Below are 23,528 nucleotides of genomic sequence, written 5' to 3'. Positions count from 1 at the left end.
GGGCCGGCCGCCGCGCATGGAGAACCCCTAATGTCCGATACCTACACCCCGCCCAAGGTCTGGGTCTGGAACCAGGCCAATGGCGGCGCCTTCGCCAATATCAACCGCCCGACCGCCGGGGCGACGCATGAGAAGGCGCTGCCGGTGGGCAAGCACCCGTTCCAGCTCTATTCACTCGCCACGCCGAACGGGCAGAAGGTGACGATCCTGTTCGAGGAGCTGCTCGCCGCCGGCCACACCGGGGCGGAATACGACGCCTGGCTGATCAAGATCGGCGAGGGCGAGCAGTTCGGCTCCGGCTTTGTCGAGGTCAACCCGAACTCGAAAATCCCGGCGCTGATGGACCGCTCCGGCGACACGCCGATCCGGGTGTTCGAATCCGGCGCCATCCTGCTGCATCTCGCCGAGAAGTTCGGGGCCTTCCTGCCGACCGAGCCGGTCAAGCGCGCCGAATGCCTTTCCTGGCTGTTCTGGCAGATGGGCAGCGCGCCCTTCCTCGGCGGCGGCTTCGGCCATTTCTACGCCTATGCGCCGGTGAAGATCGAATACGCCATCGACCGCTACGCCATGGAGGCCAAGCGCCAGCTCGACGTGCTGGACCGGCGGCTTGCCGAGACCCGCTATCTCGCCGGCGACGACTACACCATCGCCGATATGGCGGTGCTGCCCTGGTATGGCGCGCTGGTGAAGGGCTGGGCTTATGGCGATGCCGGCACCTTCCTCTCCGGGCACGAATACACCAACGTCCTGCGCTGGGCGGATGAGCTGTTCGCCCGGCCGGCGGTGAAGCGCGGGCGCATGGTCAACCGCATGACCGGCGAGCCGGCAGAACAGCTGCGCGAGCGCCACGACGCCGGCGATTTCGACACGCGGACGCAGGACAAGCTGGAGGGCTGACCGCGCGGGCATGAAAAAGGGCGCCCCGGGGCAGGGGCGCCCTTCCTCGCGACGGGGCGGCGTCAGGCGCAGAGGCGCGTGAGCTCGCGGATATCGCGCAGCTGCTCCAGCCGGCGCACCGTCTCGACGATGGACTCGGTCTTGGCCTTGTCCCATTTGGCGAATTCGGCGCAGCCGCGGAACTTGTCGGCGGCCTCGTCATAGGTCATCGGGTTGGCAGGGCTGCCCTTGCCGAAGTCGGAGCGGCCGGAAATGGTACGGCCGTCCTTCATGTGGATGTCGATGATGGTGGTCATCTTGTCGTAGCCGGCGGCTTCCGCCTCCGGGTGGACATGGAAATTCACCCGCTCGATCATCGCCTTCACATCGTCCCGCTCCACCGTCTCGTCGGTGAATTCCGGAAGGCTGCCGCGCCCGTCGAGCAGCAGGATGGCCATGCAGAATTCCATGGAGAACTTGGCCTGAAGCTCGTTCTTCGGGCGATGATGGATCAGCGCGTTCGGCATGTTCTGGTTGGTGCCGACATCCACGCGCTCGACATCCTCGGCCTTGATGGAGTGGGTGCGGATCAGTTCCAGCATCTTGGTCATGCCGGGATGGGTGAGCGAGCCCGACGGATGCGGCTTGATGGAGACGCCCGGCGAGGCGAAGGTCCAGGGCTGGCCGAGCTTGCCGACGATCGCGGTCGGATCGAAGCCGCCGCCCGCCGCCTGGAAGAAGCCGCGCGGCGCTTCCAGGATCTTGTCGGTGGTGGTCCAGCCCAGCGCGGCGAAATCGGCCGCCACCACGCCGCTCTCCGAGGAGCGGCCGGCGTGGAACGGCTTCATCATGGTGCCGAAATTCTCGCGCAGTCCGGCCGACTGGCTGCCGGCGCAGCCGAAGGCGCGCACCATCTGCTCGACATTCAGCCCCTTGAGCTTGCCGGCGGCGGCGGCGGCGGCATAGGTGCCGCAGGTCGCGGTGGCATGGAAGCCGTGCTGATAGTGGCGCGGGTTGATGGCCTCGGCGATCTTGCACTCCACCTCGACGCCGAGGTGATAGGCCAGCATCATCTCCGTGCCGGAGGTGCCGGCGGCTTCCGCCACGGCGAGCGCGGCCGGCAGGGCCGGCGCAGTCGGGTGGGTGAGCAGGCCATAGACGCGGTCCTTGGCGACGGCGAGCTGGGTGTCGTCATAATCATCGGCATGGATGCCGACGCCATTGGCGAAGGCGGCGAAGCGCGGCGGCACCTTCAGCGACGTGCCGATGACGGTGGCCGGCCCTTCCTGGATGCCGAGGCCCTTGAGATAGGCCTGGATGTGCTCGCCGCTTTTCGCCACCGAGCCAGAGAGCGCGAGGCCGATGCCATCAAGGATCGACTTCTTGCCGAGTTCGACCACGTCGGCCGGGAGGTCGGCATAGGAGGTGCCAACGACGAATTCGGCCACGTCCTGGGTCAGGCCCTCGACAATGGGCTGGGCCTGGGCGGGGTTGGTCTGGTGCAGCGTCATGGGGCGTTTCCTCTTTATGTCGGGCGTCAGGCGGCCGGGGCGCGGGCGGCGACGGAAGGCAGGGCGCCGATGATGGCGTCGGTGAGTTCGCGCGTGCCGGCGGTGCCGCCGAGATCGCGGGTGAGGCTGTCGCGGCGGGCGAGCACGTCCTCGATCGCCTTTTCGATGGCGCTGGCGGTCGCTTCCTCGCCGAGATGGCGCAGCATCATCGCCCCCGACCAGATCTGGCCGATCGGATTGGCGATGCCCTTGCCGGCGATATCCGGCGCCGAGCCGTGCACCGGCTCGAACATGGAGGGGTAGTCCTTCTCCGGGTTGATGTTGCCGCCGGGCGCGATGCCGATGGAGCCGACCACCGCCGGGCCGAGATCGGACAGGATGTCGCCGAACAGGTTGGAAGCGACCACCACGTCGAACCAGTCCGGGTTGCGGACGAAATGCGCGGTGAGAATGTCGATGTGGAACTGATCGGTGGTGAAGCCGGGATATTCCTTCGAGATCGCGGCGAAGCGCTCGTCCCAATACGGCATGGTATGGCTGATGCCGTTCGACTTGGTGGCCGAGGTGACGTGCTGCTTGCGGCCCTTGGCCAGCTCGAAGGCGTAGCGCATCACCCGGTCGCAGCCACGGCGGGTGAAGATGGACTGCTGCATCACCAGCTCGTCCTCCAGCCCCTCATAGAGCCGGCCGCCAATGGAGGAATACTCGCCCTCATTGTTCTCGCGCACGACATAGAAGTCGATCGAGCCGGCCTCGCGGCCCTTCAGCGGGCTTTCGACGCCGGCGAGCAGCTTCACCGGGCGCAGATTCACATATTGGTTGAAGCTGCGGCGGATCGGGATCAGCAGGCCCCAGAGCGAGACATGATCCGGCACGCCGGGAAAGCCGACGGCGCCGAGGAAGATCGCGTCCTTGTGGCGGATCTGCTGCAAGCCATCGGCGGGCATCATCGCCCCGGTCTTGGCGAAGCGCTCGCAGCTCCAGTCATAATGGGTCCAGTCGAAGGAGAAGCCGCCAATGCGGCTCGCCGCCTCCAGAACGCGCTGCGCCTCCGGCACCACCTCATTGCCGATCCCGTCGCCGGGAATGACCGCTATGGAATAGGTCGTCATGGGAACTCCTTGGAGATCAGGCGGGATTTCGGCGGCGGCACCGCGACGTGTGCGGCAGGACAGTGTTCAACGTCTCGCCAACTGTCAACAATTTTTCCATGTGCTGCAGCGTGCCCGAGGTAGAAGTCTGCTGCGAAGAAAGTGGCTGATTCCATAGAAAAGCGCGATTTTTCAACGCTTCGCCTGCGGTATTCCAAGGGTCGTGCGTGCTTCCCCAGCGGCAGCGCGGGACTCCCCGCCTGCGCCGTCACTGAGCCTATTTTGGCTATCATTGTTGACAATTGGCGATTCTGACGGCGAAATGGCGCCATGCTACGCCCCGTCGCTCCTCCCCCGCGCACGCCCCGCACCGCCTCCTTCGTGCCGCTGATCCAGCGCGAGATCGAGCGGATGATCGGCACCGGCGAGCTCACCGGCGGCACGCGCATCAATGAAAGCACGCTGGCGCTGCGGCTCGGCATCAGCCGGGGCCCGGTGCGCGAGGCGTGCCGGGCGCTGGAGCAGATCGGCCTGCTGCGCAGCGAACTCAATCGCGGCTTCTTCGTCCGCGAGGTCTCCACCAAGGAGGCGCTGGACCTCTACGATATCCGCGCCGGCCTGTTCGGCACCGCCGGGCGGTTGGCCGCGGCCATCATCACCACGGTGCAACTGCGTGAGATGGCGGAACTGATCGCGCAGATGGACGCGGCGATCGAGGCGCCCGACATCGCCACCTTCTACACGCTGAACAACGAGTTCCACCGCCAGGTCGTGCTCGCCTCCGACAATGACAAGCTGATCGAGCTCTATCCGCTGCTGGAAGCGGAACTGCACCTGTTCCGCCGGCGCGGGCTGGTGCTGCCCGGCTCGATGCGCACCTCCAATGACGAGCACAAGGCCATTTTCGAGGCACTGCGCCAGAGCGACGGCACCGGTGCCGCCCGGCTGCTGGAGCGGCACATCCTCGCCGGCAAGGCGCGCTTCCTGCGCACGCTGGAAGACGACAGCGCCACCGAGGCGCGGCCCGGCCCGCTCGACCCCCGACAGTCACGCCCTAAGGACAGGTAGTTTCATGACCGCGCATCCTCTCCCCATTCTCGCCCTCACCCCCGGCGATTGTACCGGCATCGGCCCGGAACAGACCGCGCGCCTGCTGAGCGAGGGCGGATTCGACGGTGAGGCGCGGATCGTCGTGGTGGGCGACGCGCGGGTGCTGGACATGGGCGCGCGCCATGCCGGGGTCAGCCTGAACCTGGTGCGCTACGCCTCGCCCGGCGCGGTGGACTGGAGCGCGCCCGGCATTCCCATGGTCGATCTGGGCAATACCGACCCCGACCTGTTCCCGCTCGGCGTCGCCAATCCCGAGTCCGGCCGGCTGACCGGCGACACGCTGGCCCGCGCCATCGACTTCGCCAAGGCCGGCGAGGTCGACGGCGTGTGCTTCGCCCCGCTCAACAAGCAGGCCATGTTCAAGGGCGGCTGGCGCTTCCCGGACGAGCACAAGATGTTCGCGCATCTGCTCGACCATAAGGGCCCGTTCAGCGAAATGAACGTGCTGGAAGGCCAGTGGATGACGCGCGTCACCTCGCATGTCTCGCTGCGCACGGCACTGGACCGGGTGACCTATGACAGCATCTGCGGCGCGCTGCGGCTGGCGGATGAGACCATGCGCAAGGCCGGCATCGCCCGCCCGCGCATCGCGGTCGCCGCGCTCAACCCGCATGGCGGCGAGGGCGGGCTGTTCGGCACCGAGGAAATCGACTTCATCCGGCCGGCGGTCGAGGCGATGGCAAAGGAGGGCATCGTCTGCGAAGGGCCGTTCCCGTCCGACACCGTGTATCTCAAGGCCTTTGCCGGTGCCTATGACAGCGTGCTGGCGATGTATCACGACCAGGGCCAGATCGCGACCAAGCTGAAGGGCTTCAACAAGGGCGTGACCATCACCGCCGGGCTGGAGGTGGTGTTCACCACCCCGGCGCATGGCACGGCGTTCGACATTGTCGGCAAGGGTGTCGCCGATATCGGCGCGTTCCAGTCCGCCGTCCGCCTCGCCGCCCGCGTCGCCGCCCGCAAGATCGAGGCCCGCGCCGCCGCTGCGTGAGGGGGCGGCGGACATGGGGCGACCATTCGCCCGTGCTGCGTCATCCTGAGGCTCGGGCGCAGCCCGAGCCCCGAAGGATCATCGGGCGTGCGGCTTCAGCCTCCTTCGAGGCCCGGCGAAACGCCGGGCACCTCAGGATGACGTTGTTCCAGAAGCGAAGCCGAGTTGGGGATCCGTTGCTCGAAAGAGCAGACTCAGTCGTGCCGTGCCGGGCCGTCGACGGCGGCGATGAGACGGCGCTTGGCCAGCGCCACATGCCGCCAATGCGTCATCTGCGCCCGGTCGCCATCGCCGGAGGCCAGCGCTTCCAGCATCGCCCGATGCTCGCGATTGGAAACGGCGAGGCCGCCGCCCTGCACCAGCGCGCGGGCGCGGAACAGGTGCAGCTTGTTGACGAAGCGGTGATATTCGGCTTGCAGCGTGCGGTTGCCGCAGGAGCCGACGATGAGATTGTGGAAGCCGAGATTGAGCGGGTAGTAATCGTCAAAGCTGCCGCGCTCGGCGACCGCATCCATCTCGTCGACCATCCGCGTCAGCTCGGCGAGCAGCCCGTCGGTCATGCGCTCGGCGAGCAACCGGCCGGCCTGACCGAACAGTGCGGCGCGCACATCGTAGATTTCCACCGCGTCCTCGACGGAGAGGCGCCGGACGAAGACGCCGCGATTGCGGACGACTTCGACCAGGCCCTTGGCCTCGAGGCTGCGGGTAGCCTCGCGGATCGGGCCACGGCTGGTGCCGAAGCGGTTCGAGAGGTGGATCTCGTTGATCCGCACCCCCGGCTCCAGTTCGCCCGTCAGAATGAGGCGCTCGAGTTCCTTCTCGAGCGCGCTCGTGAGCGAGACGCTCTTCACAACTGACAGATCGCTGAGGGGCGCGGAATCGCTTATGATGCTCATCGGTCAATTGTAAACAATTCAGCGCTGGAACGCTTCCAGATTTTACGCCACACTCCGGGTTGTGCCGGCTGCTGCGACACTTTGACGTTGAAGGGTCGCGATCACCGCCGCCGTCACCTCGGCCGTTCCTGCCGTTCCGCCCAGATCGGGCGTCAGCGTGGTGCCTTCCGCCGTCACCTGTTCGATCGCCGCCATCAGCCGCGCGGCAGCGGCGGTCTCGCCGAGATGTTCCAGCATCATCACCGCGCTCCAGAAGGAGCCGATCGGGTTGGCGATGCCCTTGCCGATCAGGTCGAAGCCGGAGCCGTGGATCGGCTCGAACATGGAAGGCGTTGAGCGGTCCGGCGCCAGATTGGCGGTGGCGCCGATGCCGAGGCTTCCGCTCAGCGCCGAGGCGAGGTCGGAGAGCACATCGGCATGCAGATTGGTGGCGAGCACCGTGTCCACCGTGCCCGGCCGCAGCACGAGCCGCATGGTCATGGCGTCCACCAGCATCCAGTCGACATCGAGTTCGGGAAAGTCCTTGATAACGCCTTTGCACACCTCGTCCCACAGCACCATGCCGTGACGCTGGGCGTTGGACTTGGTGACGATGGTCAGCTTCTTGCGCGGGCGCGACATGGCGAGCTCGCAGGCGAAGCGGCAGACGCGCTCAATGCCGGTGCGGGTGAACACCGACACATCGATGCCAACCTCGATCGGCAGGCCGCGATGCGCCCGCCCGCCGGCGCCGGCATATTCGCCCTCGCTGTTCTCGCGCACGATTACCCAGTCGATGTCCTTGCCGAGCTCCGGCCGCAGCGGGCCGGTGATGTTCGGCAGCAGGCGCGAGGGGCGGACATTGGCGTATTGGTCGAGCCCCTGGCAGATGGCGAGGCGCAGTTCCCACAGGGTGATGTGGTCGGGAATCTTGGGGTCGCCGACAGCGCCGAAATAGATGGCGTCGAAGCCGCGCAGCGTGTCGACGCCGTCCTCCGGCATCATCGTGCCGACGCGGCGGTAGCGGTCGGAGCCCCAGTCGAAGCTTTCGAAATCGAAGCCGAAGCCGCCATCGCTGGCCGCCAGCGCGTCCAGCACCTCGCGGCCGGCATTGATGACGTCGGAGCCGATGCCGTCTCCGGGAATGAGCGCGATTTTATGCCGGCGCATGGGTATGGGTCTCCAGATGGGAAAGAATGGCGCGGGTCATGTCGGCTTGGGTGCCGGTGCCGCGAATGTCGGGGGTACGGGTGGCGGGATCGGCGAGCGCGGCCTCGATCGCCGCCTTCATCCGCGCGCTGGCCTCGGCGGCGGCGGGAATGCCGCGCCGGCGGCCGAGCCACTCGATGAGCATCCGGGTGGATTCGATCATCGCATAGGGGTTGGCGAGGCCCTTGCCGGCGATATCGGGCGCCGAGCCGTGGGTGGCCTGCGCCATGGCGATCTCGCCGCGCCCGATGCACAGGCCCGGCGCCATGCCGAGCCCGCCGACGAGGCCGGCCGCCTCGTCGGTGAGGATGTCGCCGAACATGTTGGTTGTGACGACGACATCGAAGCGCTGCGGCTCGCGCACCAGCTTCATGGCGAAGGTGTCGACGATGACTTCCTCGATGGCGACATCGGGGAATTCCTTGCCGGCCTCGTAGCACTCTTCCACGAACATGCCGCAGCCGAGCTTGAACACGGTGTTCTTGTGAACGACGGTGAGCCGCTTCTTGCGGGCGCGGGCGATCTCGAAGGCGGCGCGGGCGACCTTGCGGCTGCCCTCGCGGGTGATGACGCGCACCGAGATGGTGGTGTCGTGCGTCGGGCGGAACTCGCCGGAGCCGGCGACCACGTTGCGGTCCGGCTGGAAGCCCTCATTGTTCTCACGCACGATGACGAGGTCGATGTCGTCATAGAGGCACCCCAGCCCGGGATAGGAGCGGGTGGGCCGCACATTGGCGAACAGGTCGAAGCTCTTGCGCAAGATCGGGTGCGGATTGATCGCTTCCGGCACCTTCGGATAGGCTTGATGACCGATGGGGCCGAGGATGAACCCGTCGAGCGTGCCGAGCGTCTCCAGCGTGCCCGGCGGCATGGTGTGGCCCAGCTCGTCCAGCGCCTTGCGGCCGAGCGGCATGGGGCGCCAGTCGATGGCGAGGCCGCTCGCCCGTGCCGCCGCATCGGCGATGGCATGGGCGGCGGGGACGATCTCATGGCCAATATCGTCGCCATTGAGAACGCCGATGCGCAGAGGTGCATGCGTGGTCACGGCGCTCACTCCGCCGCGTCGCGCAGGCCGGCCGGCACCGAGGCGCGGGCGATCTCGCCGGCATCCGCGAGTTCCGGCAGGCGCCAGCACAGCGCCATCAGCCGCTCGGTCACCTCGTCGCCGACGACCAGCGCCGACTGGTGGGCGAATTTGCGCGCGAGGTGCTCATTGCTCAGCGGCTTGTCATGGCTGCCGATGGCGCGGTCGATGGTCTTCTCGATCGTGCGGCCGTCGTTGAACTCCACCTCGATCACCACCGAGGCTTCGTGGATGGAGGTGTCGGACGTGGCGTCGACCTTGTCGCGCAGGGCGATGATGTCAGGCGCGTTGGCGGCTTCGTCGGTGAAGGCGGTGGGCGAACCGTCGCCGCGCAGCAGGGCGCAGGCGGCGGCGTGGAAGACGCTGAACTTGGTCTCCAGCCCGGTCTTCGGCGTGCGCTTGCCAGTGAGTTCCAGCACCAGCGGATGGGTGCGCAGGCGCACGGCGGCGATGGCGTTCACCGCGTCGCCCAGCTCCTCGCGCAACTGCTGGCAGCCGTCGATGGTGGGGTGGATGACGATGCCGCAGGCGAACGGCTTGTAGGAGTTGAGCCCGGCTTCCCAGGTCTCGCCGAGCCCGCCGAGGATCTCGTTATAATCCTGCTTGGTGGAGAGCACATTGGCGAAGCCGCGCGGCGCCTCGATCGCCTGCAGCGAGCTGTCGAAGCCGGCCTTGGCGAGGAAGGCGGCGAGCGCGCCGTTCCGTGCGGCCGCGCCGGGGTGCAGGCTCTTGCACATGGTGCCGAACATTTCGCGCAGGCCCGAGGCCTGCGTCGCGGCGATGCCGAGCGCCCAGGTCATCTGGGTGGCGTCGAGCTTCAGCATGTGGCCGACGGCGGCGGCGGCGCCGAACACGCCTGTCGTGCCGGTGATGTGCCAGCCGCGATCGTAATGGGCGGGATAGACGCTGTTGCCGATGCGGCATTCCACTTCCACGCCGACGATCAGCGCATTGAGGAAGTCCGCGCCGGTCATCGGGTGATATTCGGCCGCCGCCAGCAGGGCGGAGGCGACCGGCCCGGCGGGGTGGATGATGGTCTTCAGATGGGTGTCGTCATAGTCCAGCACATGCGAGGAAATGCCGTTGATCAGCGCCGCGTTCGGTACATCCAGCCGCTCGCCGCGCCCGATCACGGTCGCCTGCGGCTTGCCGGCGAAGGGCGAGATGCCGGCGAGCGCCCGATCCACCGTCTCGTGGCGGGCGCCGCCGACGGCGCAGCCCATCCAGTTGAAGAAGGTGCGCACGCCCTCCGTCTGTACCGAGGCGGGAATGTCGCCGAGCTTGCAGCCGACGATCCAGGCGGCGAGCTGGCGGGTGACGTCTTTGTGGGACATTCTGTTCTCCTTTAAACGAGGCCGCGCGCGATGCCGCCGTCGACATTGATGGATTGGCCGGTGATGTAGCTGGCGAGCGGGCTGGCGAGCCACGCGACCATGACCGCGATCTCGTCCGGCTCGGCGAAGCGCTTCAGCGGGATTTCTTCCGCGAATTCGGCGTAGATCGCGTCCACCGGCACGCCGCGCTCGGCGGCCATCTTGGTGGCGCGGTTGATCCAGAGCGCGGTCTTGGTCCGGCCGGGCCCGACCGCGTTGATGCGGATACCCTTTTCGCCAAGCTCCAGCGCCAGCGTCTTGACCAGGCCGAGCAGCCCGGCCTTGTGGACATTGGTCATGATCTGGTGGGCGTAGGGCATCTTCGCCGCTGCCGCGCCCAGCGTCACCACCGCCGGGGCATCGCCCGCCGCCAGCAGGGGCAATGCGGCGCGCACGGCGCGCACGGTGGAGAGCACGTTGAATTCGTAGCTCGCCAGCCAGTCTTCATCGCTCAGCGTGTCGAAATCCGCCCGCACGCTGCCCCCGATGGCGCTGACGAGAATGTCGAGCGCCCCCCAGCGCGTGTGCGCCTCGTCCATCAGTGCGATCGCCGAGGCGGCATCCTTCACCACATCGGCGACGAAGAGTTCGGGCGCGCGGCCGGTGGCGGTCTCCAACCGGGCGCGGGCGGCCTCCAGATTGTCGCGGCTGCGCGAGGCGATGATCACCTGCGCGCCCTCGCGCAGCAGGATCGCGGCGGTGGCTTCGCCGATGCCGTAGCTGCCGCCGACGATGACGGCGCGGCGGCCGTCAAACCCCAGATTCATAATGGCTCCTCAGCACGAAGCGGTAGACGCGGAACACGATCAGGATGGTCGACGAGATCACCGCGATGCGGACGATGTGGAAGGCGGTCACCAGCTCGGCATCGGCGTGCATTGCCTTGGCGGTGAGCACCATTTCGGTGATCGCCGCCGGGGCGAGGGCGAGAAAGCTGGTGGTGAGCGGCAGGCCGGTGGCGAGCGAGAGCCCCTCCGCCCCCAGCGCGGCGGCGAGGATGAGCAGCACGCCGATCAGCAGGCCGGAGGCGGCGACGCGCGGCAGGCGCACGAACAGGTCGCGCCGGAACCGCATGCTGAGCCACACCCCGATCATGATCTGCGCGGCGATGATGAGGATGCCGGGCACCGCGACATTCATGAGCCCCGACGCGCCCAGCGCCGCGCTCGGCAATAGCGAGCCGAGCAGCCAGGGATTGGGGATCACTGTCGGGCGCAGCGCCTGCGCGCCGAGATAGGCGATGACGAGGCCGAGGCCGAGCAGCAGCAGGTCCTGCGAGGCGGTGGGATCGACGGAAGTGACGTTGCCGGCCTCGCCGAAGGCGAACACCATGAACGGTACGATGCTGACCACCGTCGTCACCCGCAGCGCGTGGACGATGGAGACGGCGTTGGTGTCGCCCCCCCGCGCCGCCGCCACCACCGCCATATCGGCCATGCCGCCGGCGGCGGTGGCGAAGAAGGCGGTGGTGGCGTCGATGCGCGCCAGCGGGCGCATGATGAGCGCGCCGATGAAGGTGGCGAGGATGATGTAGAGCGTCGCCACCAGCATCGCCGGCAGCAGCTCCAGCGACACCAGCAGCAAATGCGGGGTGAAGCGCATGCCGATGGCGAGGCCGACAATGACCTGCCCGATCTCGCGCAGATGCCAGCCGGCCTGCAAAGGCACGCCGGAGACGTTCAGCAGGCCGCAGACGAAGAGTGGGCCGAGCATCCAGGGCAGGGGGATGTGGATGAGCGAGGCGGCATAGCCCGCAGCGGCGGCGACGGCATAGGTGCCCATCAGCCGCAGCCAGGCGACGCGCCACGGGGCGCGCGGGCTCGGCGCGGGTGCTTTGGAATCGGCCGCCATCAGCTGCGCCCGGCGGGCCGCGCACAGCCGGTCGGGATGATTCGGGCAAGGTGGGAGGCCGGTTTCCGGCTCTGGCGCGGGCATTCGGACATGGCGGCCTCCCAGTTTGGCGCGGCGGTTATTGACGCCTGTCTCGCAGCGGCGGGTGCCGTCGGCAGGGCATGGGGCGATAGAGACACTGAGAATGAAAACTGTCAACAGATGCCGACCGTGCTCTCCCATCGCGTTCGGGCGCGGATTACGACGCTGAGACTGCGTTCCCTAGCGTTTTCAACGGTGCAGGGGCGCCATGCTACCGGACGACACCGAGGCGTGCCGACGGGCCTCGCGCCTTGCGTCCCGAGGGGGGAGGGAAAGTTCACTGCAAATCTGTTGACAGTTGACGGGAGCCGGGACAGTCTTCCCCCGCCTAATCCACACGGGTCGGCCCGCTCATGGCTCGCCGGCCGAACGCATCCAGATGGAACGGCGGGAGGAAAACATGACCCATTTCACACGCAGAGACCTGTTCAAGATTTCGGCCGGCGGTGTCGCCGTCGCCTCCGGCATGGTCGCTATGCCGTCCATCCTGCGCGCCGCGGCCTATCCCAGCCGTCCGATCAACGTGATCGTGCCCTTCGCCACCGGCGGCTATAATGACCGCTTGTCCCGTGCCTTCATGCCCTATCTGGAGCAGGAGCTCGGCCAGCCGCTCGTCATCGTCAACAAGCCCGGCGCCGGCACGCAGCTTGGCAATTCCTATGCGCTGAACCAGCCCGCCGACGGCTATTCGATCCTGTGCACCTCGGCCGCTCCCTATATTCCGCTGACCGTGCTGCTGCAGAACGCGCCGTATAAGGTCGAGGACTTCACCATGATCAACCTGCCGTCGCGTGACTACACGCTGGCGGCGACTTCTTCCGGCGGGCCGGTGAAGACCTTCGCCGAGGTGATCGAGAAGCTGAAGAAGGACCCGTCCAGCCTCAGCATCGGCGTTCAGCCGGCCTCGGCGGACTATGCCAACATGGTGCTGGCCTTCCAGGCGGCGGGTATCGACCCCTCCAAGCTGCGCATCGTCACCTATGATGGCGGCGGCCCCGCCCGCAACGCCACCGCCGGCGCGCAGGTGGATGTCGGCTTCGTCGGCGGCGAGGGCTTCCTGCCGCTGAAATCGAAGATCCGCCCGCTCGCCATCTTCGCCGCAGAGAAGGTGGAGTGGTTCCCCGACGCGCCGCTGATCGGCGCGACGCTCAAGACCGACTTTGTCGAAGGCTCGCAGCGCGGCTGGGCCGTCTCGACCAAGCTGACGAAGGAGCAGCCGGAGATCTTCAAGATCCTCGTTGCGGCGGTCGAGAAGGCGAGCAAGAACCCGAAGGCGATCGAGACGCTGAAGCTGCAGGAGCTCGCCACTACCTGGTACGGGCCGGACGCTTCCAACAAGGCCTATCTCGACAACGCCGCCAAAATGGCGAAATACGTCGACCTGCTGAAGTAGGCCGCCGCACCGCATGGGGCGGGCGGAAGAAAATTCCGACCCGCCCCGCTCCCACTCCTCTGACGAAGGGAGAGTAAGATGCGTATCGGTCGGAAGACTTACGCCATCGACTACGGCCATCTGGCACTCATCACGCTGATCGCGGCGGCGGTCTTCTGGTATCTTCTCGACGCGCGCAGCGTATCGCTCAGCATCAACAATCTTCTGCTTGTGCAGCCGGTGGCGATCTTCGCGCTGGCGCTGTACCTGTTCATTCTCCCGCAATGCTTCCACAAGGTGGACGCCCGCTCGCCGGAAAAGCCGGCGGACGAGGCCGATCCCTTCGCGATCAAGCTGTCTACGGACCGCGCGGATGTGATCCGCATGGCCGCGCTCGGCGTGTCGCTGGGCCTGATGGTCTTCCTGCTCGACGTGATCGGCTACGACATCGCGATCTTCCTGTTCGCGGCGGCGGCGATGGCGATCTGCGGCGAACGGCGCCCGCTGCATCTGCTGGGCTTCTCGCTCGTGGTGACGCTGGTCACGATCTACGGCTTCCGCGCCCTGATCTCCTATCCCATGCCGACCACCCTGCTGTGAGGCGCGCGCGATGATCGACTTTTCCGCCTTCAATGATGCCCTCGGCATCATGTTCACGTCGGCCGGGTCCTGGGGGTGGATCGTCCCCGGCCTGGTCGTCGGCCTCGTCTTCAGCGCCATTCCCGGCATTTCGATTACCATGGCGATGGCGATCGTTCTGCCGATGTCGCTCTACATGGACTTCTTCTCGGCCATCGTCTTCCTCACCTCGGTCTATACCGGGGCGGGGTTCGGCGGATCGGTGCCGGCGATATTGATGAACATACCGGGCTCGCCATCGTCCTTCGCCACCACCTTCGACGGCTACGCCATGTCGCAGAAGGGTGAGCATAACGAGGCGCTGGGCTATGCGCTGTTCGCCTCCACATTGTGCGGCATCGCCGGCTATGTCTTGCTGCTGCTCGTCATCGAGCCGCTGGCGGATATCGTCTTGCGCATCGGGCCGGTGGAAATGTTCGCGGTGGCGATCTGGGGCATGATGCTGCTGGGCTCGCTCGGCTCGGCCTATATCAGCCGCGGCCTGCTCGCCGCCGCGCTGGGCATCCTGCTCGGGACGGTGGGCATGAACACCGCCGGCTTCACCCGTGGCACGCTGGGCCTGCCGGTGCTGCTCGACGGTATCGCGCCGATCCCGGCGATGATCGGTCTGCTGGCGGCGAGCCAGTTGCTGAGCCTCGCCAGCCGCGACTACATCATCGAGGCGGAGGGCTCGCGCGAGGTCAGCCTGCGCAAGATCCTCAAGGGCTGCTGGGGCACGATGAAATATCCCGGCGTGCTGCTGCGCGGCTCGATCATCGGCATCATCATCGGCGCGGTGCCGGGTGTCGGCTCCTCCATCGGCAACCTCATCGCCTATGCCGAGACCAAGCGCACCGCCAAGGACAGCGCGACCTTCGGCAAGGGCAACCCGAAGGGCGTGATCGCGGCGGAATCGGCGGTGGCGAGCGGCGAGGGCGGCTCCATGGCCACCATGCTGGCGCTCGGCATTCCCGGCGGCGGCGCGACGGCGATCCTGATCGCGGCCTTCATGATGCACAACATCGTGCCCGGCCCGAGCTTCATCGAGACGCAGAAGCCGATGGTCTACGCCATCATCCTCAACAACATCGTCCAGGCGGTGGTGCTGCTGGCGGTGGGCATCGGCTTCATCTATGTCGCCTCCAACATCATGAAGGTGCGCACCCGCTACGTGCTGCCGGCGATCCTCGTCATCGCCACGCTCGGCACCTTCGCGGTGACCGGCGAGGCGGCCGGTCCGATCACGCTGTTCGTCTTCGCCCTGCTCGGCTATGCGCTCAACCGCTACCAGTACCCGGTCTCGGCGGTGGTGGTCGGCATCCTGCTCGGGCGCATGCTGGAGACGGAGTTCCTGCGCTCCTACCAGCTTTCCGGCGGCAACCCGCTCTATGTTCTGGAGCGGCCCGGGGCGATGGCGATCTTCGCCGTGATGTTCGCCTCTCTCGCCATGACCGCCTGGGGCAAGCGCAAGCAGAACCGGGCGGAAGCGGCCGAAGCCCTGGCCATGGAGAAGCTGCGCGACGAGGCGGCCGCCCACGCCGCGCAGACGACGCCGAGCAAGGGCTGAGGGTTTCCTCTCTTCCGCGACGGCCAAAAGGGCGGGTGCGAACCCGCCCTTTTTCGTTGCGCCCGGGAGGGCTTTCCGACGTTGCGTGCCATCCGGGCCGCCAAGCAAAAGCCCCGCCATCGAGGATGGCGGGGCTGAGAGGAGTGGCAAACGGCGGCGAAGGAGCGGGCGGCAAAGGAACTGGCCGCGAAGGCTCAGGGTGCGGCGCCGATGGGCACCCAGCCGAAGGCGGCGCGCTCGGCCTCGTCGAGCTGGTTCACGAGGCCCATCTCCCAGGCGAGATATTGCCGGGAGGCTTCCCGATTGCCGTCATGGCGGTCATGCACGAACCAGACGCGGTCGCGGGCCTCTTCCCGGCTCATGCGCCGGCGCGCGCGGTCCACTGGCCAGCCTGCCTGGGCGCAGGCCTCGGCGTCGGCCGGCAGCCAGGCGGCGGCGATGCCCGCCTCCTGCAGATCGACGGCCGCTGCCGCGACGGCGACGGCATCGCCGAGCAGGATCGCCCGGCGCACGCCCTTGGCCAGCGCGCCGGGAAGATCGTCGCGCAGCACCCAGCGCGCCGCGTCGAGCCGCCACGTCTCCCATTCGGTGGAGGCCCGAAGATCGAACACCGGAACGCCGCTCTGGGCGAGGTTCCATGCCGCGCGTGCCTCGACCATCGGCGGCGGGGCCGGTGCGCGAAGCGCGCGGGGCGGAATGTGCGGGATGGCGGCGTCCGGCGCCTCGTCGAGCGCCAGCACCAGCACCTCAAAGCCCAGGGCGCGCAGGAACAGCCCGGCGAGTGCGGCGCGCAGCCCGGTATCGTCCATCAGGATGAGGCGCGCATGGCGCACGCCGACATACTGGTCGGTGGCCTGAATGAGCTGGCCGGCAAGCACCGGCACCGCCCCGGACGCCGGCCGCGCGTCCCGCTCCTCGGCGCTGCGCAGGTCGAACAGGAAAGGGGTGCGCCCGGGCGCGGCCAGAAGCCGTTCCGCCTCCGCCACGGCGATGCGCGGAAGCTGTGCGGCGCGGGCGAGGTGGCGGGCGCGGTCACGGCTCGCCTGCGCCTGCGCCTCGTCAAGCGCCGGGAGCGGGTCGGCGCGCGCGCCCCGGTCGAGCGGCAGGCCGGCGAGCGCCCAGCCCTGCGTGCCGTTTTCCAGCGCATAGACGGGGTTGCGTATACCGATGGCGCGCAGCGTCAGCGCCCCGACAATGCCGCGCGTGCGGCCGGCACAGGTGATGACGATCGGCGTCGCCATGTCCGCCACGGCGGCGTCGAGGCGATGGGCGAGTTCGCCATTCGGCAGGCAGCGCGCGCCCTCGATCCGCATCTTGGCGTATTCCGCGGGCGGGCGGGCGTCGAAAAAGGCGTGCGGGCGCCCCTCGCCGCGCCAGCTGGCGAGCGTGGCGGCATCGATCATCGCCGGGCGGTGGTCGTGCTCCAGCAATTCGCCCAGCGTCTTGCTCGGCACATTGACCCCGGCAAAGACGCCTAACCCCGCCGCCGCCCAGGCGGGCAGCCCGCCCGCGACATAGGAGAGGTCGGAGTAGCCGCAGGCGGTGAGCCGCCGCGCGGCTTTCTCGGCGGTGCCGTCGCCATCGTCGATCAGCAGGATCGGACAGTCGGCGCGCGGCACCAGCGCCACCGCCGCCGCTTCCAGCCGGCTGAACGGGCAGGGCACGGCGAAGAGCGGATGCCCTTCGCCGAACGCCGCGGCCTCTCGAACATCGAGAAAGGCGATCTCCCCGCCTTCATGCAGGCGCGCTTTTGCCGCCGCCGGCGTCAGGGCGCCGCCACTCATGTCACGGGCTCACCGCGGAAGAAGCGGTAGAAGGCGGCGTAGATGAGGTCCGGTCGATGCTCGGCGGGGTAGTGGCCGGTGGGAACGGGAAGACCGACGAGATCGTCCGCCCATTCCGACCACGCCTCGACGGGCTTGAAGTGGCGCCCGCAATGGCTGTTGGTGCCCCAGATGACCATGGTCGGGCAGGCGATCTTGCGCTTTCCGTAGTCCGCCGTGTCCATGTCGAGGTCGACGGTGATGGTGGCGCGGTAATCCTCGCACACGGCGTGGATCTGCTCCTTGGTGGCGCAGCGTATATATTCCGCCATCGCCTCGGGGGTGAAGATTTCCAGCCCCACGCCCTTCTTGTTGAGCTTGTAGCGCATATAATAGTCGAGATCGGCGCCGAGCAAATTCTCCGGGAAGGGTGCCTTCTGCGCCATGAAGAACCAGTGATAGCTCTCGCGCGCCCAGCCGAGCGTGATGTTGTTCAGCACATGGTGGGTCGGCACGATGTCGAGCGCGGCATAGCGGGTGATGCGCTCCGGCCGGTCGAGCGCCATGCGGAAGCCGACGCGGGCGCCGCGATCGTGGCCGGCGACCGCGAAGGTCTCGTGGCCGAGTGCGTCCATCACCTCGAACGCATCCTCGCCGATAGCGCGGAAGGAATAGCCGGAATGGTCTTCGCCGCCATCGGGCTTGGAACTGTCACCGTAGCCGCGCATGTCGATAGCGACGACCGTGAAATCTCGCGCCAGCGAGGGCGCCACCTTGTGCCAGCTGACCAAAGTGAGCGGGTTGCCATGGATGAGCAGCAGCGGCGGCCCCTCGCCGGCGGTGGCGACATTGATCTCGGCGCCGCGCGTCTTGATGCGCTGGAAGGTGAACCCCTCCATCAGCCGCGTGGTGGGAACGAGTTCGGGAACGGCTTCGGCAACATCCATCGGGGCACTTCCTTGCAGGATCGGACTTCACTGTCCGCATTGTGCCAACTGTCAACAATTTGGCGTGCAAAGGCAAGAGTGCCGCGTCGGTTTCCCTGCATTCTGTCCGAACTGCCGGCAAATCTGGGATTGTCGACCACGGACGCGGTGAGACAGCACCTCGCGACGCGAGCTGCCGGCGAAAAGTAAGCAATATCGCAATCAAATAAATGCTTGCGAAAAAATGCAATCGTTATAGATGATGTGTCCCAGGGGTGAACCTGCCCCGGCCTGGAAACACAGCCATGACCCAAACGCCTGAAGTCACCGGCTTCTTCGACCCCCGCACCTGGTCGATCCAGTATGTCGTCGCCGATCCGGCCACGAAGAAATGCGCGATCGTCGACCCGGTTTATGATTTCGACGAGAAGTCGGGCCAAACCGCTACGCGCAATGCCGACCGCCTCCTCGCCTTCGTGCGTCAGCGCGGCTACGCGGTGGAGTGGATTCTCGACACCCATCCGCACGCCGACCATTTCTCCGCCGCGCACTATCTCAAGACAAAGACCGGCGCGCCGACGGCGATCGGCGAACGGGTGAAGGAGGTCCAGACACTCTGGAAGGGCTTCTACAACTGGCCGGACTTCCCTGCCGACGGCTCGCAATGGGATCGGCTGTTCGCGGCGGGCGACACCTTCACGGTCGGCGACATCGCTGCCCGGGTGATGTTCTCGCCCGGCCATACGCTGGCCTCCATCACCTATGTGATCGGCGATGCCGCCTTCGTCCACGACACGCTGTTCATGCCCGATAGCGGCACGGCGCGAGCGGACTTCCCCGGCGGCAGTGCCGGAGCGTTGTGGAACTCGATCCAGGCCATTCTGGCGCTGCCGGACGAGACACGCCTGTTCACCGGCCATGACTACCAACCGGGCGGACGGCCGCCTTTGTGGGAGTCCACCGTGGCGGAACAAAAGGGACGCAACATCCATTTGGCGCATGGCGTGACGAAAGACGCTTTCGTCGCACTGCGCGAGGCCCGTGATCGAACGCTCGCCATGCCCAAACTGATCCTGCCCTCCTTGCAGATCAACACCAATGGAGGCCAACTGCCGCTGCCGGAATCGAACGGGGTACGTTATCTCAAGATTCCTCTCGATGTGCTCACGGGCGCGGTGTGGGACTGACGCCCAGCGGGAACGACACGATGCTCGACACGCCGTCCACCGAGATCGCCGACATGAAGGCCAGGGTGGGGGAGGCTTCGGCCTTTCTCAAAACCCTGTCCAACCCTGACCGGCTGATGGTCGCCTGCGCGCTCGTGCAGGGCGAGCGCTCAGTGCGCGAATTGGAGGATCTGCTCGGCATCCGCCAGCCCGGCCTGTCGCAGCAGATCGCCGGGCTACGGGAGGCGGGGCTGATCGTCGGCCGCAAGGAGGGCAAGCAGGTGTTCTATCGCCTTGCCGACCCGCGGGTGGAGACCTTCATCGCCACCATGCACGGCCTGTTCTGCGCCGCTCCCGCAACGCTCCCGCTCAACCCCGCGAGACAACCATGACGGCGTTCACGCCGCTGGCCTCCTTCATCGGCGGCACCCTCATCGGCCTCAGCGCGGTGCTGCTGTTGCTGGCGGAGGGCCGGATCGCCGGCATCAGCGGCATCGCCAGCCGGCTGTTTCCGCCTTATGGCGACAGGTTGTTCGCCGGGCGCCTCGCCTTCATTGTCGGCCTTGTCGCCGCGCCCGTGCTCTATGCCGCCGTGACCGGCGAAGGCGTGGTGCAGACCGTGTCGTCCAATCTGGTGCTGATGGCGGTGGCCGGCCTGCTGGTCGGCTTCGGCTCGGTGTGGGGTTCGGGCTGCACCTCCGGCCATGGCGTGTGCGGCCTGGCGCGGCTGTCGCGGCGCTCCCTCCTGGCCACCGGTGTGTTCATGGCGGCGGGCGTCGCCACCGTCTTTGTCGCGCGCCACGTCATAGGAGGCTGAGGCGATGTCGATCCTCGTCAATCTCGCCCTCGGCCTCCTGTTCGGCGTCGGGCTCATTGTGTCCGGCATGAGCAACCCGGCCAAGGTTCTGAACTTCCTCGACCTCGCCGGCACGTTCGATCCCTCGCTCGCCTTCGTCATGGGCGGGGCGGTGCTGGTCGCCTTTGTCGGTTTCCGCCTGGTGCTGGTGCGCGAGAGGCCGTTGCTGGCGCCTCGCTTCCAACTGCCGACCCGTACCGATATCGACACGCGGCTGATCGTCGGCCCGGCGCTGTTCGGCATCGGCTGGGGGCTGGGCGGTTTCTGCCCGGGCCCGGCCTTCACCGCGCTCGGCCTTGCCGCGCCGGGGACGCTGGCCTTCGTTCCGGCCATGCTGGCGGGGATGTGGGCGGCGCGCGCCCTTGCCGAGCGCAGGGCCTAGGCGCGGGACGTCAAGCCGGCAAGGTCGAGCCGCGAAGGGGGAGTGCCGCGTGCGGGAAAACAGCGGGTTGCCGATCGTGCCGGTCTCCTTCTTCGGCATGGTGCTGGGCCTTTGCGGGCTGGGGGGAAGCTGGCGCGCCGCCCATGCGCTCTGGGGCGTGCCGGCGATTCTCGGCGAGGCGTTCATGGCGGCGGGCGCGCTCGTCTGGGCGGTGGTCCTGCTGCTCTATGTCCTCAAATGGACGCTGGCCCGCCCAGCGGCGCTGGAGGAACTTCACCATCCGGTGCAGTCGGGATTCGTCGGGCTGGCGGGCGTGGCGACGCTGCTGGTCAGCATCGGCGCGGCGCCTTATTCCCGTGCCCTTGCCGAGGGGCTGCTGCTGGCCGGCGCGCTGTTCACGCTCGGCTTCGGCGTCTGGCGCACCGGTTGCCTGTGGCGCGGCGAGCGCGACCCGGAGGCGGCCACCCCGGTGATGTACCTGCCGCTGGTCGCCGGGAGCTTCGTCACCGGCACTGCTTGCGGCGTGCTGGGTTTCCAGGACTGGGGGCAATTGGCGTTCGGCGCCGGCCTGTTTTCGTGGCTCGCCATGGAATCGGTGCTGCTGAACCGCTTCCAGCACGGCTCCGCCCTGCCGCCGGCGCAGCGCCCGTCGCTTGGCATCCAGCTGGCGCCGCCGGTGGTCGGGGCTGTCACCTATCTCAGCCTGACCTCAGGCGGGCCGGACATCTTTGCCCGGGCGCTTCTGGGCTATGGTCTGCTCCAGCTGCTCCTGATCGCCCGGCTGCTGCCCTGGATTCTGCGCCAGCCGCTCTCTCCGGCCTATTGGGCCTTCACCTTCGGCTTGACCGCACTGGCGACTGCGACCCTGCTTCTGGTCGCGCGGGGCGAGACGGGCGTGCTGGCGGTGCTGGCGCCGTTCCTGCTCGCTCTCGCCACCGGCGTGGTCGCGCTCGCCTCCGCGCACAGCCTCTGGCAGCTTTTGCGCGGCCGACTGCTGCCACGGCCGGGTTGAGGCGGCACCGCGCACCGCTGGACGGCGGACGGGCGGAAGGCTAGACCGCTCGCATGCGGCCCGCGCTCCTCATCTTCGATTGCGACGGCGTGCTGATCGACAGCGAGGTTCTCGCTGCGCGCGCGCTGATCGACGCGCTCGCCTGTCACGGCATCGCCGTCGACCTGGGCTTCGTGGCGCGTCATTTCATCGGCCGTGCCCACACCGTCATTCGCGCCGAGGTGAAGACGCGCTTCGGCATGGACCTCGCTGCCTCCTTCGAGGATGACTACCGCGAGCGCCTGCTGGCCTCCTTCGAGGCCGGGCTGGTGCCGATGCCGGGCGCGGTGGAGGCGCTGGCGGCGCTCAACGTGCCGTTCTGCCTCGCCACCTCGTCGAGCCCGCCGCGCCTTGCCGCCTCGCTGCGGCTCGTCGGCCTCGACGGCGTGTTCGCCGGCCGTGCCTTCACCGCCTCCGAGGTCACGCGCGGCAAACCGGCGCCGGACCTATTCCTGCACGCCGCCGCACGCATGGGCGCCGACCCCGCCCGCTGCGTGGTGGTGGAGGACAGCGCGGCCGGGGTGGCCGCCGGGCTTGCCGCTGGCATGGAGGTTTGGCATTTCGTCGGTGGCGGGCATTTCGCGGCCATGGACATGCCGCTGCCCGACGGGGTAACTCCGCACCGACGTTTCGACAGCTTCGCATCCCTTCGGGCGGCGAGGGCCGACCTTTTCCATGCGCCGGCTGGCGCGGCAGACGCGAACCGAGCATGACGAGCGACCTCGATGCCCCGATCGACGACCAGGCCGCCCGCGCCGCCTGGCTGTATTACGTCGGCGGCCTGACCCAGGACCAGATCGCGGCTGAGATGGGGCTGTCGCGCCAGCGCGCGCAACGCCTTGTCAGCCGGGCGGTCGCGGCGGGCCTGATCCATGTTCGGCTCAACCATCATCTCGCCCGCTGCGTGCAGCTGGAAGCGGCGCTGCGCGAACGTTTCGGCCTGGTGCGCTGCCGGGTGATGCCCGGCCTCGGCCCGTCTCGCGATCCCGTTCGCTCCATCGCCCCGGCGGCGGCGGAGGAGATGGAGCGCGTGCTGGCGGAAGCGGGGTCGCGCGTCATCGCGCTGGGCACGGGCCGGGCGCTGCGCGGCATGGTGGACGCGCTGAGCCCGGTGGCGGCGCCGCAGCACCGGCTCGTCTCGCTGCTCGGCAATATCGCGCTCGACGGCTCGGCCTCCTATTTCGAGGTTATCATGCGGCTCGCCGAGAAGGTGCGGGCGCCGCACTACCCGATGCCGGTGCCGGTGCTGGTCGATTCAGTTGAGGAGAACCGCACGCTTCAATCGCTCGGCGCGGTGCGCAAGGTGCGGGAACTGGCGCAGGCGGCGGATGTGACCTTTGTCGGCGTCGGCCAGATGAGCGAGGACGCGCCGCTGATGACCGACGGCTTCCTCACCGCCGACGAACTGCACGAAATCCAGAACGCCGGTGCCGCCGGCGAGGTCGCCGGGTGGATCTATGATCGCCAGGGGCGCTATCTCGACCTCGCGCTCAATGCCCGTCTCACCGGCGTGCGGGTGGAGATCGCGACGCCGTCGCGGCCGGTGATCGGAATCGCCGCCGGCGCCGCCAAGATCGTCGCCCTGCGGGCGGCGCTGACCTCTGGCATCATCAACGGCCTCGTGACCGACGAGCCGACCGCCGCCGGGATTCTCGCCGGCTGAGCCCAGCGCCGCACCCTCCCTCTCGCCTATGCATGCGAGACCGCTGACGCACCGGCAGCGTGCCCAAGCGGCAGCGGTGGTGCGCGCTAAGTAGCGTAAATATCTGATATAA

At 67.8% G+C, this 23,528-nt stretch carries 23 protein-coding genes; 13 read left to right on the top strand and 10 right to left on the bottom strand.

Features of this window, described 5'->3' with window-relative positions:
• The first annotated feature begins 30 nt into the window (after positions 1-30).
• On the top strand, positions 31-897 hold the full coding sequence (yghU, locus tag ACP2AH_RS04570; RefSeq protein WP_425104695.1) for a glutathione-dependent disulfide-bond oxidoreductase: 867 nt from the start codon (positions 31-33) through the stop codon (positions 895-897).
• A 62-nt stretch (positions 898-959) separates the two neighbouring features.
• On the opposite strand, the gene ACP2AH_RS04565 is transcribed toward yghU, so the two are convergent.
• Together ACP2AH_RS04565 and ACP2AH_RS04560 are read right to left on the bottom strand one after the other, a co-directional pair.
• Entirely contained in the window at positions 960-2,387 is a 1,428-nt protein-coding gene (locus ACP2AH_RS04565; protein ID WP_425104694.1) for an MmgE/PrpD family protein, read from the bottom strand.
• Positions 2,388-2,413: 26 nt separating this feature from the next.
• A complete protein-coding gene (locus ACP2AH_RS04560; RefSeq protein WP_425104693.1) occupies positions 2,414-3,499 on the bottom strand; it encodes a tartrate dehydrogenase in 1,086 nt (361 codons plus the stop codon).
• A gap of 309 nt (positions 3,500-3,808) precedes the next feature.
• On the opposite strand from ACP2AH_RS04560, the gene ACP2AH_RS04555 reads away from it, so the two are divergent.
• Positions 3,809-4,546 (top strand): FCD domain-containing protein, encoded by a 738-nt coding sequence (locus ACP2AH_RS04555; RefSeq protein WP_244377707.1) that lies wholly within the window; start codon positions 3,809-3,811, stop codon positions 4,544-4,546.
• Positions 4,547-4,550: 4 nt separating this feature from the next.
• Positions 4,551-5,579: a PdxA family dehydrogenase gene (locus ACP2AH_RS04550; RefSeq protein WP_425104692.1), complete on the top strand. Its 1,029-nt coding sequence runs from the start codon at positions 4,551-4,553 to the stop codon at positions 5,577-5,579.
• Between the two features lie 194 nt (positions 5,580-5,773).
• Here ACP2AH_RS04550 and ACP2AH_RS04545 read toward each other — a convergent pair whose 3' ends face one another.
• From ACP2AH_RS04545 to ACP2AH_RS04520, 6 genes are read right to left on the bottom strand one after another with little or no spacing between them, the layout of a single operon-like run.
• Positions 5,774-6,475 carry an FCD domain-containing protein gene (locus ACP2AH_RS04545; RefSeq protein ID WP_244377703.1) on the bottom strand — a complete coding sequence of 234 codons (702 nt, stop codon included), beginning with the start codon at positions 6,473-6,475 and terminating at the stop codon, positions 5,774-5,776.
• Between the two features lie 42 nt (positions 6,476-6,517).
• Positions 6,518-7,624, bottom strand: coding sequence for a tartrate dehydrogenase (locus ACP2AH_RS04540; protein ID WP_425104691.1), 1,107 nt, complete (start codon positions 7,622-7,624; stop codon positions 6,518-6,520).
• The gene (locus tag ACP2AH_RS04535) at positions 7,611-8,708 is read right to left on the bottom strand and encodes an isocitrate/isopropylmalate dehydrogenase family protein (protein WP_425104690.1); all 1,098 of its coding nucleotides are present in this window, start codon (positions 8,706-8,708) and stop codon (positions 7,611-7,613) included. Before ACP2AH_RS04535 ends, ACP2AH_RS04540 begins: the two co-directional genes overlap by 14 nt.
• 5 nt (positions 8,709-8,713) lie before the next feature.
• Positions 8,714-10,081, bottom strand: a complete 1,368-nt coding sequence (locus tag ACP2AH_RS04530; RefSeq protein ID WP_425104689.1) for an MmgE/PrpD family protein — start codon at positions 10,079-10,081, stop codon at positions 8,714-8,716.
• A gap of 11 nt (positions 10,082-10,092) precedes the next feature.
• Positions 10,093-10,887: an SDR family oxidoreductase gene (locus ACP2AH_RS04525; protein WP_425104688.1), complete on the bottom strand. Its 795-nt coding sequence runs from the start codon at positions 10,885-10,887 to the stop codon at positions 10,093-10,095.
• Positions 10,871-11,971 carry an AbrB family transcriptional regulator gene (locus ACP2AH_RS04520; RefSeq protein WP_425104687.1) on the bottom strand — a complete coding sequence of 367 codons (1,101 nt, stop codon included), beginning with the start codon at positions 11,969-11,971 and terminating at the stop codon, positions 10,871-10,873. The genes ACP2AH_RS04525 and ACP2AH_RS04520 overlap by 17 nt, the downstream gene beginning before the upstream one ends.
• Positions 11,972-12,452: 481 nt before the next feature.
• On the opposite strand from ACP2AH_RS04520, the gene ACP2AH_RS04515 reads away from it, so the two are divergent.
• The 3 genes from ACP2AH_RS04515 (at position 12,453) to ACP2AH_RS04505 (ending at position 15,609) form a co-directional block, all read left to right on the top strand.
• On the top strand, positions 12,453-13,445 hold the full coding sequence (locus ACP2AH_RS04515) for a tripartite tricarboxylate transporter substrate binding protein (protein ID WP_425104686.1): 993 nt from the start codon (positions 12,453-12,455) through the stop codon (positions 13,443-13,445).
• A gap of 78 nt (positions 13,446-13,523) precedes the next feature.
• Positions 13,524-14,024, top strand: coding sequence for a tripartite tricarboxylate transporter TctB family protein (locus ACP2AH_RS04510; protein WP_425104685.1), 501 nt, complete (start codon positions 13,524-13,526; stop codon positions 14,022-14,024).
• A gap of 10 nt (positions 14,025-14,034) precedes the next feature.
• On the top strand, positions 14,035-15,609 hold the full coding sequence (locus tag ACP2AH_RS04505; protein ID WP_425104684.1) for a tripartite tricarboxylate transporter permease: 1,575 nt from the start codon (positions 14,035-14,037) through the stop codon (positions 15,607-15,609).
• A gap of 194 nt (positions 15,610-15,803) precedes the next feature.
• On the opposite strand, the gene ACP2AH_RS04500 is transcribed toward ACP2AH_RS04505, so the two are convergent.
• Entirely contained in the window at positions 15,804-17,393 is a 1,590-nt protein-coding gene (locus tag ACP2AH_RS04500; RefSeq protein WP_425104683.1) for a rhodanese-like domain-containing protein, read from the bottom strand.
• Positions 17,390-18,319, bottom strand: a complete 930-nt coding sequence (locus tag ACP2AH_RS04495) for an alpha/beta fold hydrolase (protein WP_425104682.1) — start codon at positions 18,317-18,319, stop codon at positions 17,390-17,392. Before ACP2AH_RS04495 ends, ACP2AH_RS04500 begins: the two co-directional genes overlap by 4 nt.
• Before the next feature lie 284 nt (positions 18,320-18,603).
• On the opposite strand from ACP2AH_RS04495, the gene ACP2AH_RS04490 reads away from it, so the two are divergent.
• The 7 genes from ACP2AH_RS04490 (at position 18,604) to ACP2AH_RS04460 (ending at position 23,416) form a co-directional block, all read left to right on the top strand.
• A complete protein-coding gene (locus ACP2AH_RS04490) occupies positions 18,604-19,485 on the top strand; it encodes an MBL fold metallo-hydrolase (protein WP_425104681.1) in 882 nt (293 codons plus the stop codon).
• Positions 19,486-19,505: 20 nt separating this feature from the next.
• Entirely contained in the window at positions 19,506-19,856 is a 351-nt protein-coding gene (locus ACP2AH_RS04485; RefSeq protein WP_425104680.1) for an ArsR/SmtB family transcription factor, read from the top strand.
• Positions 19,853-20,281, top strand: coding sequence for a YeeE/YedE family protein (locus ACP2AH_RS04480; protein ID WP_425104679.1), 429 nt, complete (start codon positions 19,853-19,855; stop codon positions 20,279-20,281). The genes ACP2AH_RS04485 and ACP2AH_RS04480 overlap by 4 nt, the downstream gene beginning before the upstream one ends.
• Positions 20,282-20,285: 4 nt before the next feature.
• Positions 20,286-20,702, top strand: a complete 417-nt coding sequence (locus ACP2AH_RS04475; protein WP_425104678.1) for a DUF6691 family protein — start codon at positions 20,286-20,288, stop codon at positions 20,700-20,702.
• A 67-nt stretch (positions 20,703-20,769) separates the two neighbouring features.
• Entirely contained in the window at positions 20,770-21,714 is a 945-nt protein-coding gene (gene tehA, locus ACP2AH_RS04470) for a dicarboxylate transporter/tellurite-resistance protein TehA (protein ID WP_425104733.1), read from the top strand.
• A gap of 53 nt (positions 21,715-21,767) precedes the next feature.
• Positions 21,768-22,466 carry an HAD family hydrolase gene (locus tag ACP2AH_RS04465; protein WP_425104677.1) on the top strand — a complete coding sequence of 233 codons (699 nt, stop codon included), beginning with the start codon at positions 21,768-21,770 and terminating at the stop codon, positions 22,464-22,466.
• Complete coding sequence (locus tag ACP2AH_RS04460; protein ID WP_425104676.1) at positions 22,463-23,416, top strand: sugar-binding transcriptional regulator; 954 nt, start codon at positions 22,463-22,465, stop codon at positions 23,414-23,416. The genes ACP2AH_RS04465 and ACP2AH_RS04460 overlap by 4 nt, the downstream gene beginning before the upstream one ends.
• The last annotated feature ends 112 nt before the right edge of the window (positions 23,417-23,528 follow it).

Source organism: Ancylobacter sp. (assembly GCF_965249975.1).
GTDB lineage: Bacteria > Pseudomonadota > Alphaproteobacteria > Rhizobiales > Xanthobacteraceae > Ancylobacter.
Note: the sequence above shows the minus strand (reverse complement) of the source record. Positions and strands in the feature narration are given on the sequence as shown.

Excerpts from the sequence above, each read along its gene's own strand:
- ACP2AH_RS04500 (WP_425104683.1), bottom strand. The coding sequence starts at position 17,393 with ATGAGTGGCGGCGCCCTGACGCCGGCGGCGGCAAAAGCGCGCCTGCAT.
- ACP2AH_RS04465 (WP_425104677.1), top strand. The coding sequence starts at position 21,768 with ATGCGGCCCGCGCTCCTCATCTTCGATTGCGACGGCGTGCTGATCGAC.
- ACP2AH_RS04560 (WP_425104693.1), bottom strand. The coding sequence starts at position 3,499 with ATGACGACCTATTCCATAGCGGTCATTCCCGGCGACGGGATCGGCAAT.
- yghU (WP_425104695.1), top strand. The coding sequence starts at position 31 with ATGTCCGATACCTACACCCCGCCCAAGGTCTGGGTCTGGAACCAGGCC.
- ACP2AH_RS04495 (WP_425104682.1), bottom strand. The coding sequence starts at position 18,319 with ATGGATGTTGCCGAAGCCGTTCCCGAACTCGTTCCCACCACGCGGCTG.
- ACP2AH_RS04480 (WP_425104679.1), top strand. The coding sequence starts at position 19,853 with ATGACGGCGTTCACGCCGCTGGCCTCCTTCATCGGCGGCACCCTCATC.
- ACP2AH_RS04485 (WP_425104680.1), top strand. The coding sequence starts at position 19,506 with ATGCTCGACACGCCGTCCACCGAGATCGCCGACATGAAGGCCAGGGTG.
- ACP2AH_RS04540 (WP_425104691.1), bottom strand. The coding sequence starts at position 7,624 with ATGCGCCGGCATAAAATCGCGCTCATTCCCGGAGACGGCATCGGCTCC.
- ACP2AH_RS04520 (WP_425104687.1), bottom strand. The coding sequence starts at position 11,971 with ATGGCGGCCGATTCCAAAGCACCCGCGCCGAGCCCGCGCGCCCCGTGG.
- ACP2AH_RS04510 (WP_425104685.1), top strand. The coding sequence starts at position 13,524 with ATGCGTATCGGTCGGAAGACTTACGCCATCGACTACGGCCATCTGGCA.
- ACP2AH_RS04545 (WP_244377703.1), bottom strand. The coding sequence starts at position 6,475 with ATGAGCATCATAAGCGATTCCGCGCCCCTCAGCGATCTGTCAGTTGTG.
- ACP2AH_RS04515 (WP_425104686.1), top strand. The coding sequence starts at position 12,453 with ATGACCCATTTCACACGCAGAGACCTGTTCAAGATTTCGGCCGGCGGT.
- ACP2AH_RS04475 (WP_425104678.1), top strand. The coding sequence starts at position 20,286 with ATGTCGATCCTCGTCAATCTCGCCCTCGGCCTCCTGTTCGGCGTCGGG.
- ACP2AH_RS04550 (WP_425104692.1), top strand. The coding sequence starts at position 4,551 with ATGACCGCGCATCCTCTCCCCATTCTCGCCCTCACCCCCGGCGATTGT.
- ACP2AH_RS04530 (WP_425104689.1), bottom strand. The coding sequence starts at position 10,081 with ATGTCCCACAAAGACGTCACCCGCCAGCTCGCCGCCTGGATCGTCGGC.
- ACP2AH_RS04565 (WP_425104694.1), bottom strand. The coding sequence starts at position 2,387 with ATGACGCTGCACCAGACCAACCCCGCCCAGGCCCAGCCCATTGTCGAG.
- ACP2AH_RS04555 (WP_244377707.1), top strand. The coding sequence starts at position 3,809 with ATGCTACGCCCCGTCGCTCCTCCCCCGCGCACGCCCCGCACCGCCTCC.
- ACP2AH_RS04505 (WP_425104684.1), top strand. The coding sequence starts at position 14,035 with ATGATCGACTTTTCCGCCTTCAATGATGCCCTCGGCATCATGTTCACG.
- ACP2AH_RS04460 (WP_425104676.1), top strand. The coding sequence starts at position 22,463 with ATGACGAGCGACCTCGATGCCCCGATCGACGACCAGGCCGCCCGCGCC.
- ACP2AH_RS04525 (WP_425104688.1), bottom strand. The coding sequence starts at position 10,887 with ATGAATCTGGGGTTTGACGGCCGCCGCGCCGTCATCGTCGGCGGCAGC.
- ACP2AH_RS04490 (WP_425104681.1), top strand. The coding sequence starts at position 18,604 with ATGACCCAAACGCCTGAAGTCACCGGCTTCTTCGACCCCCGCACCTGG.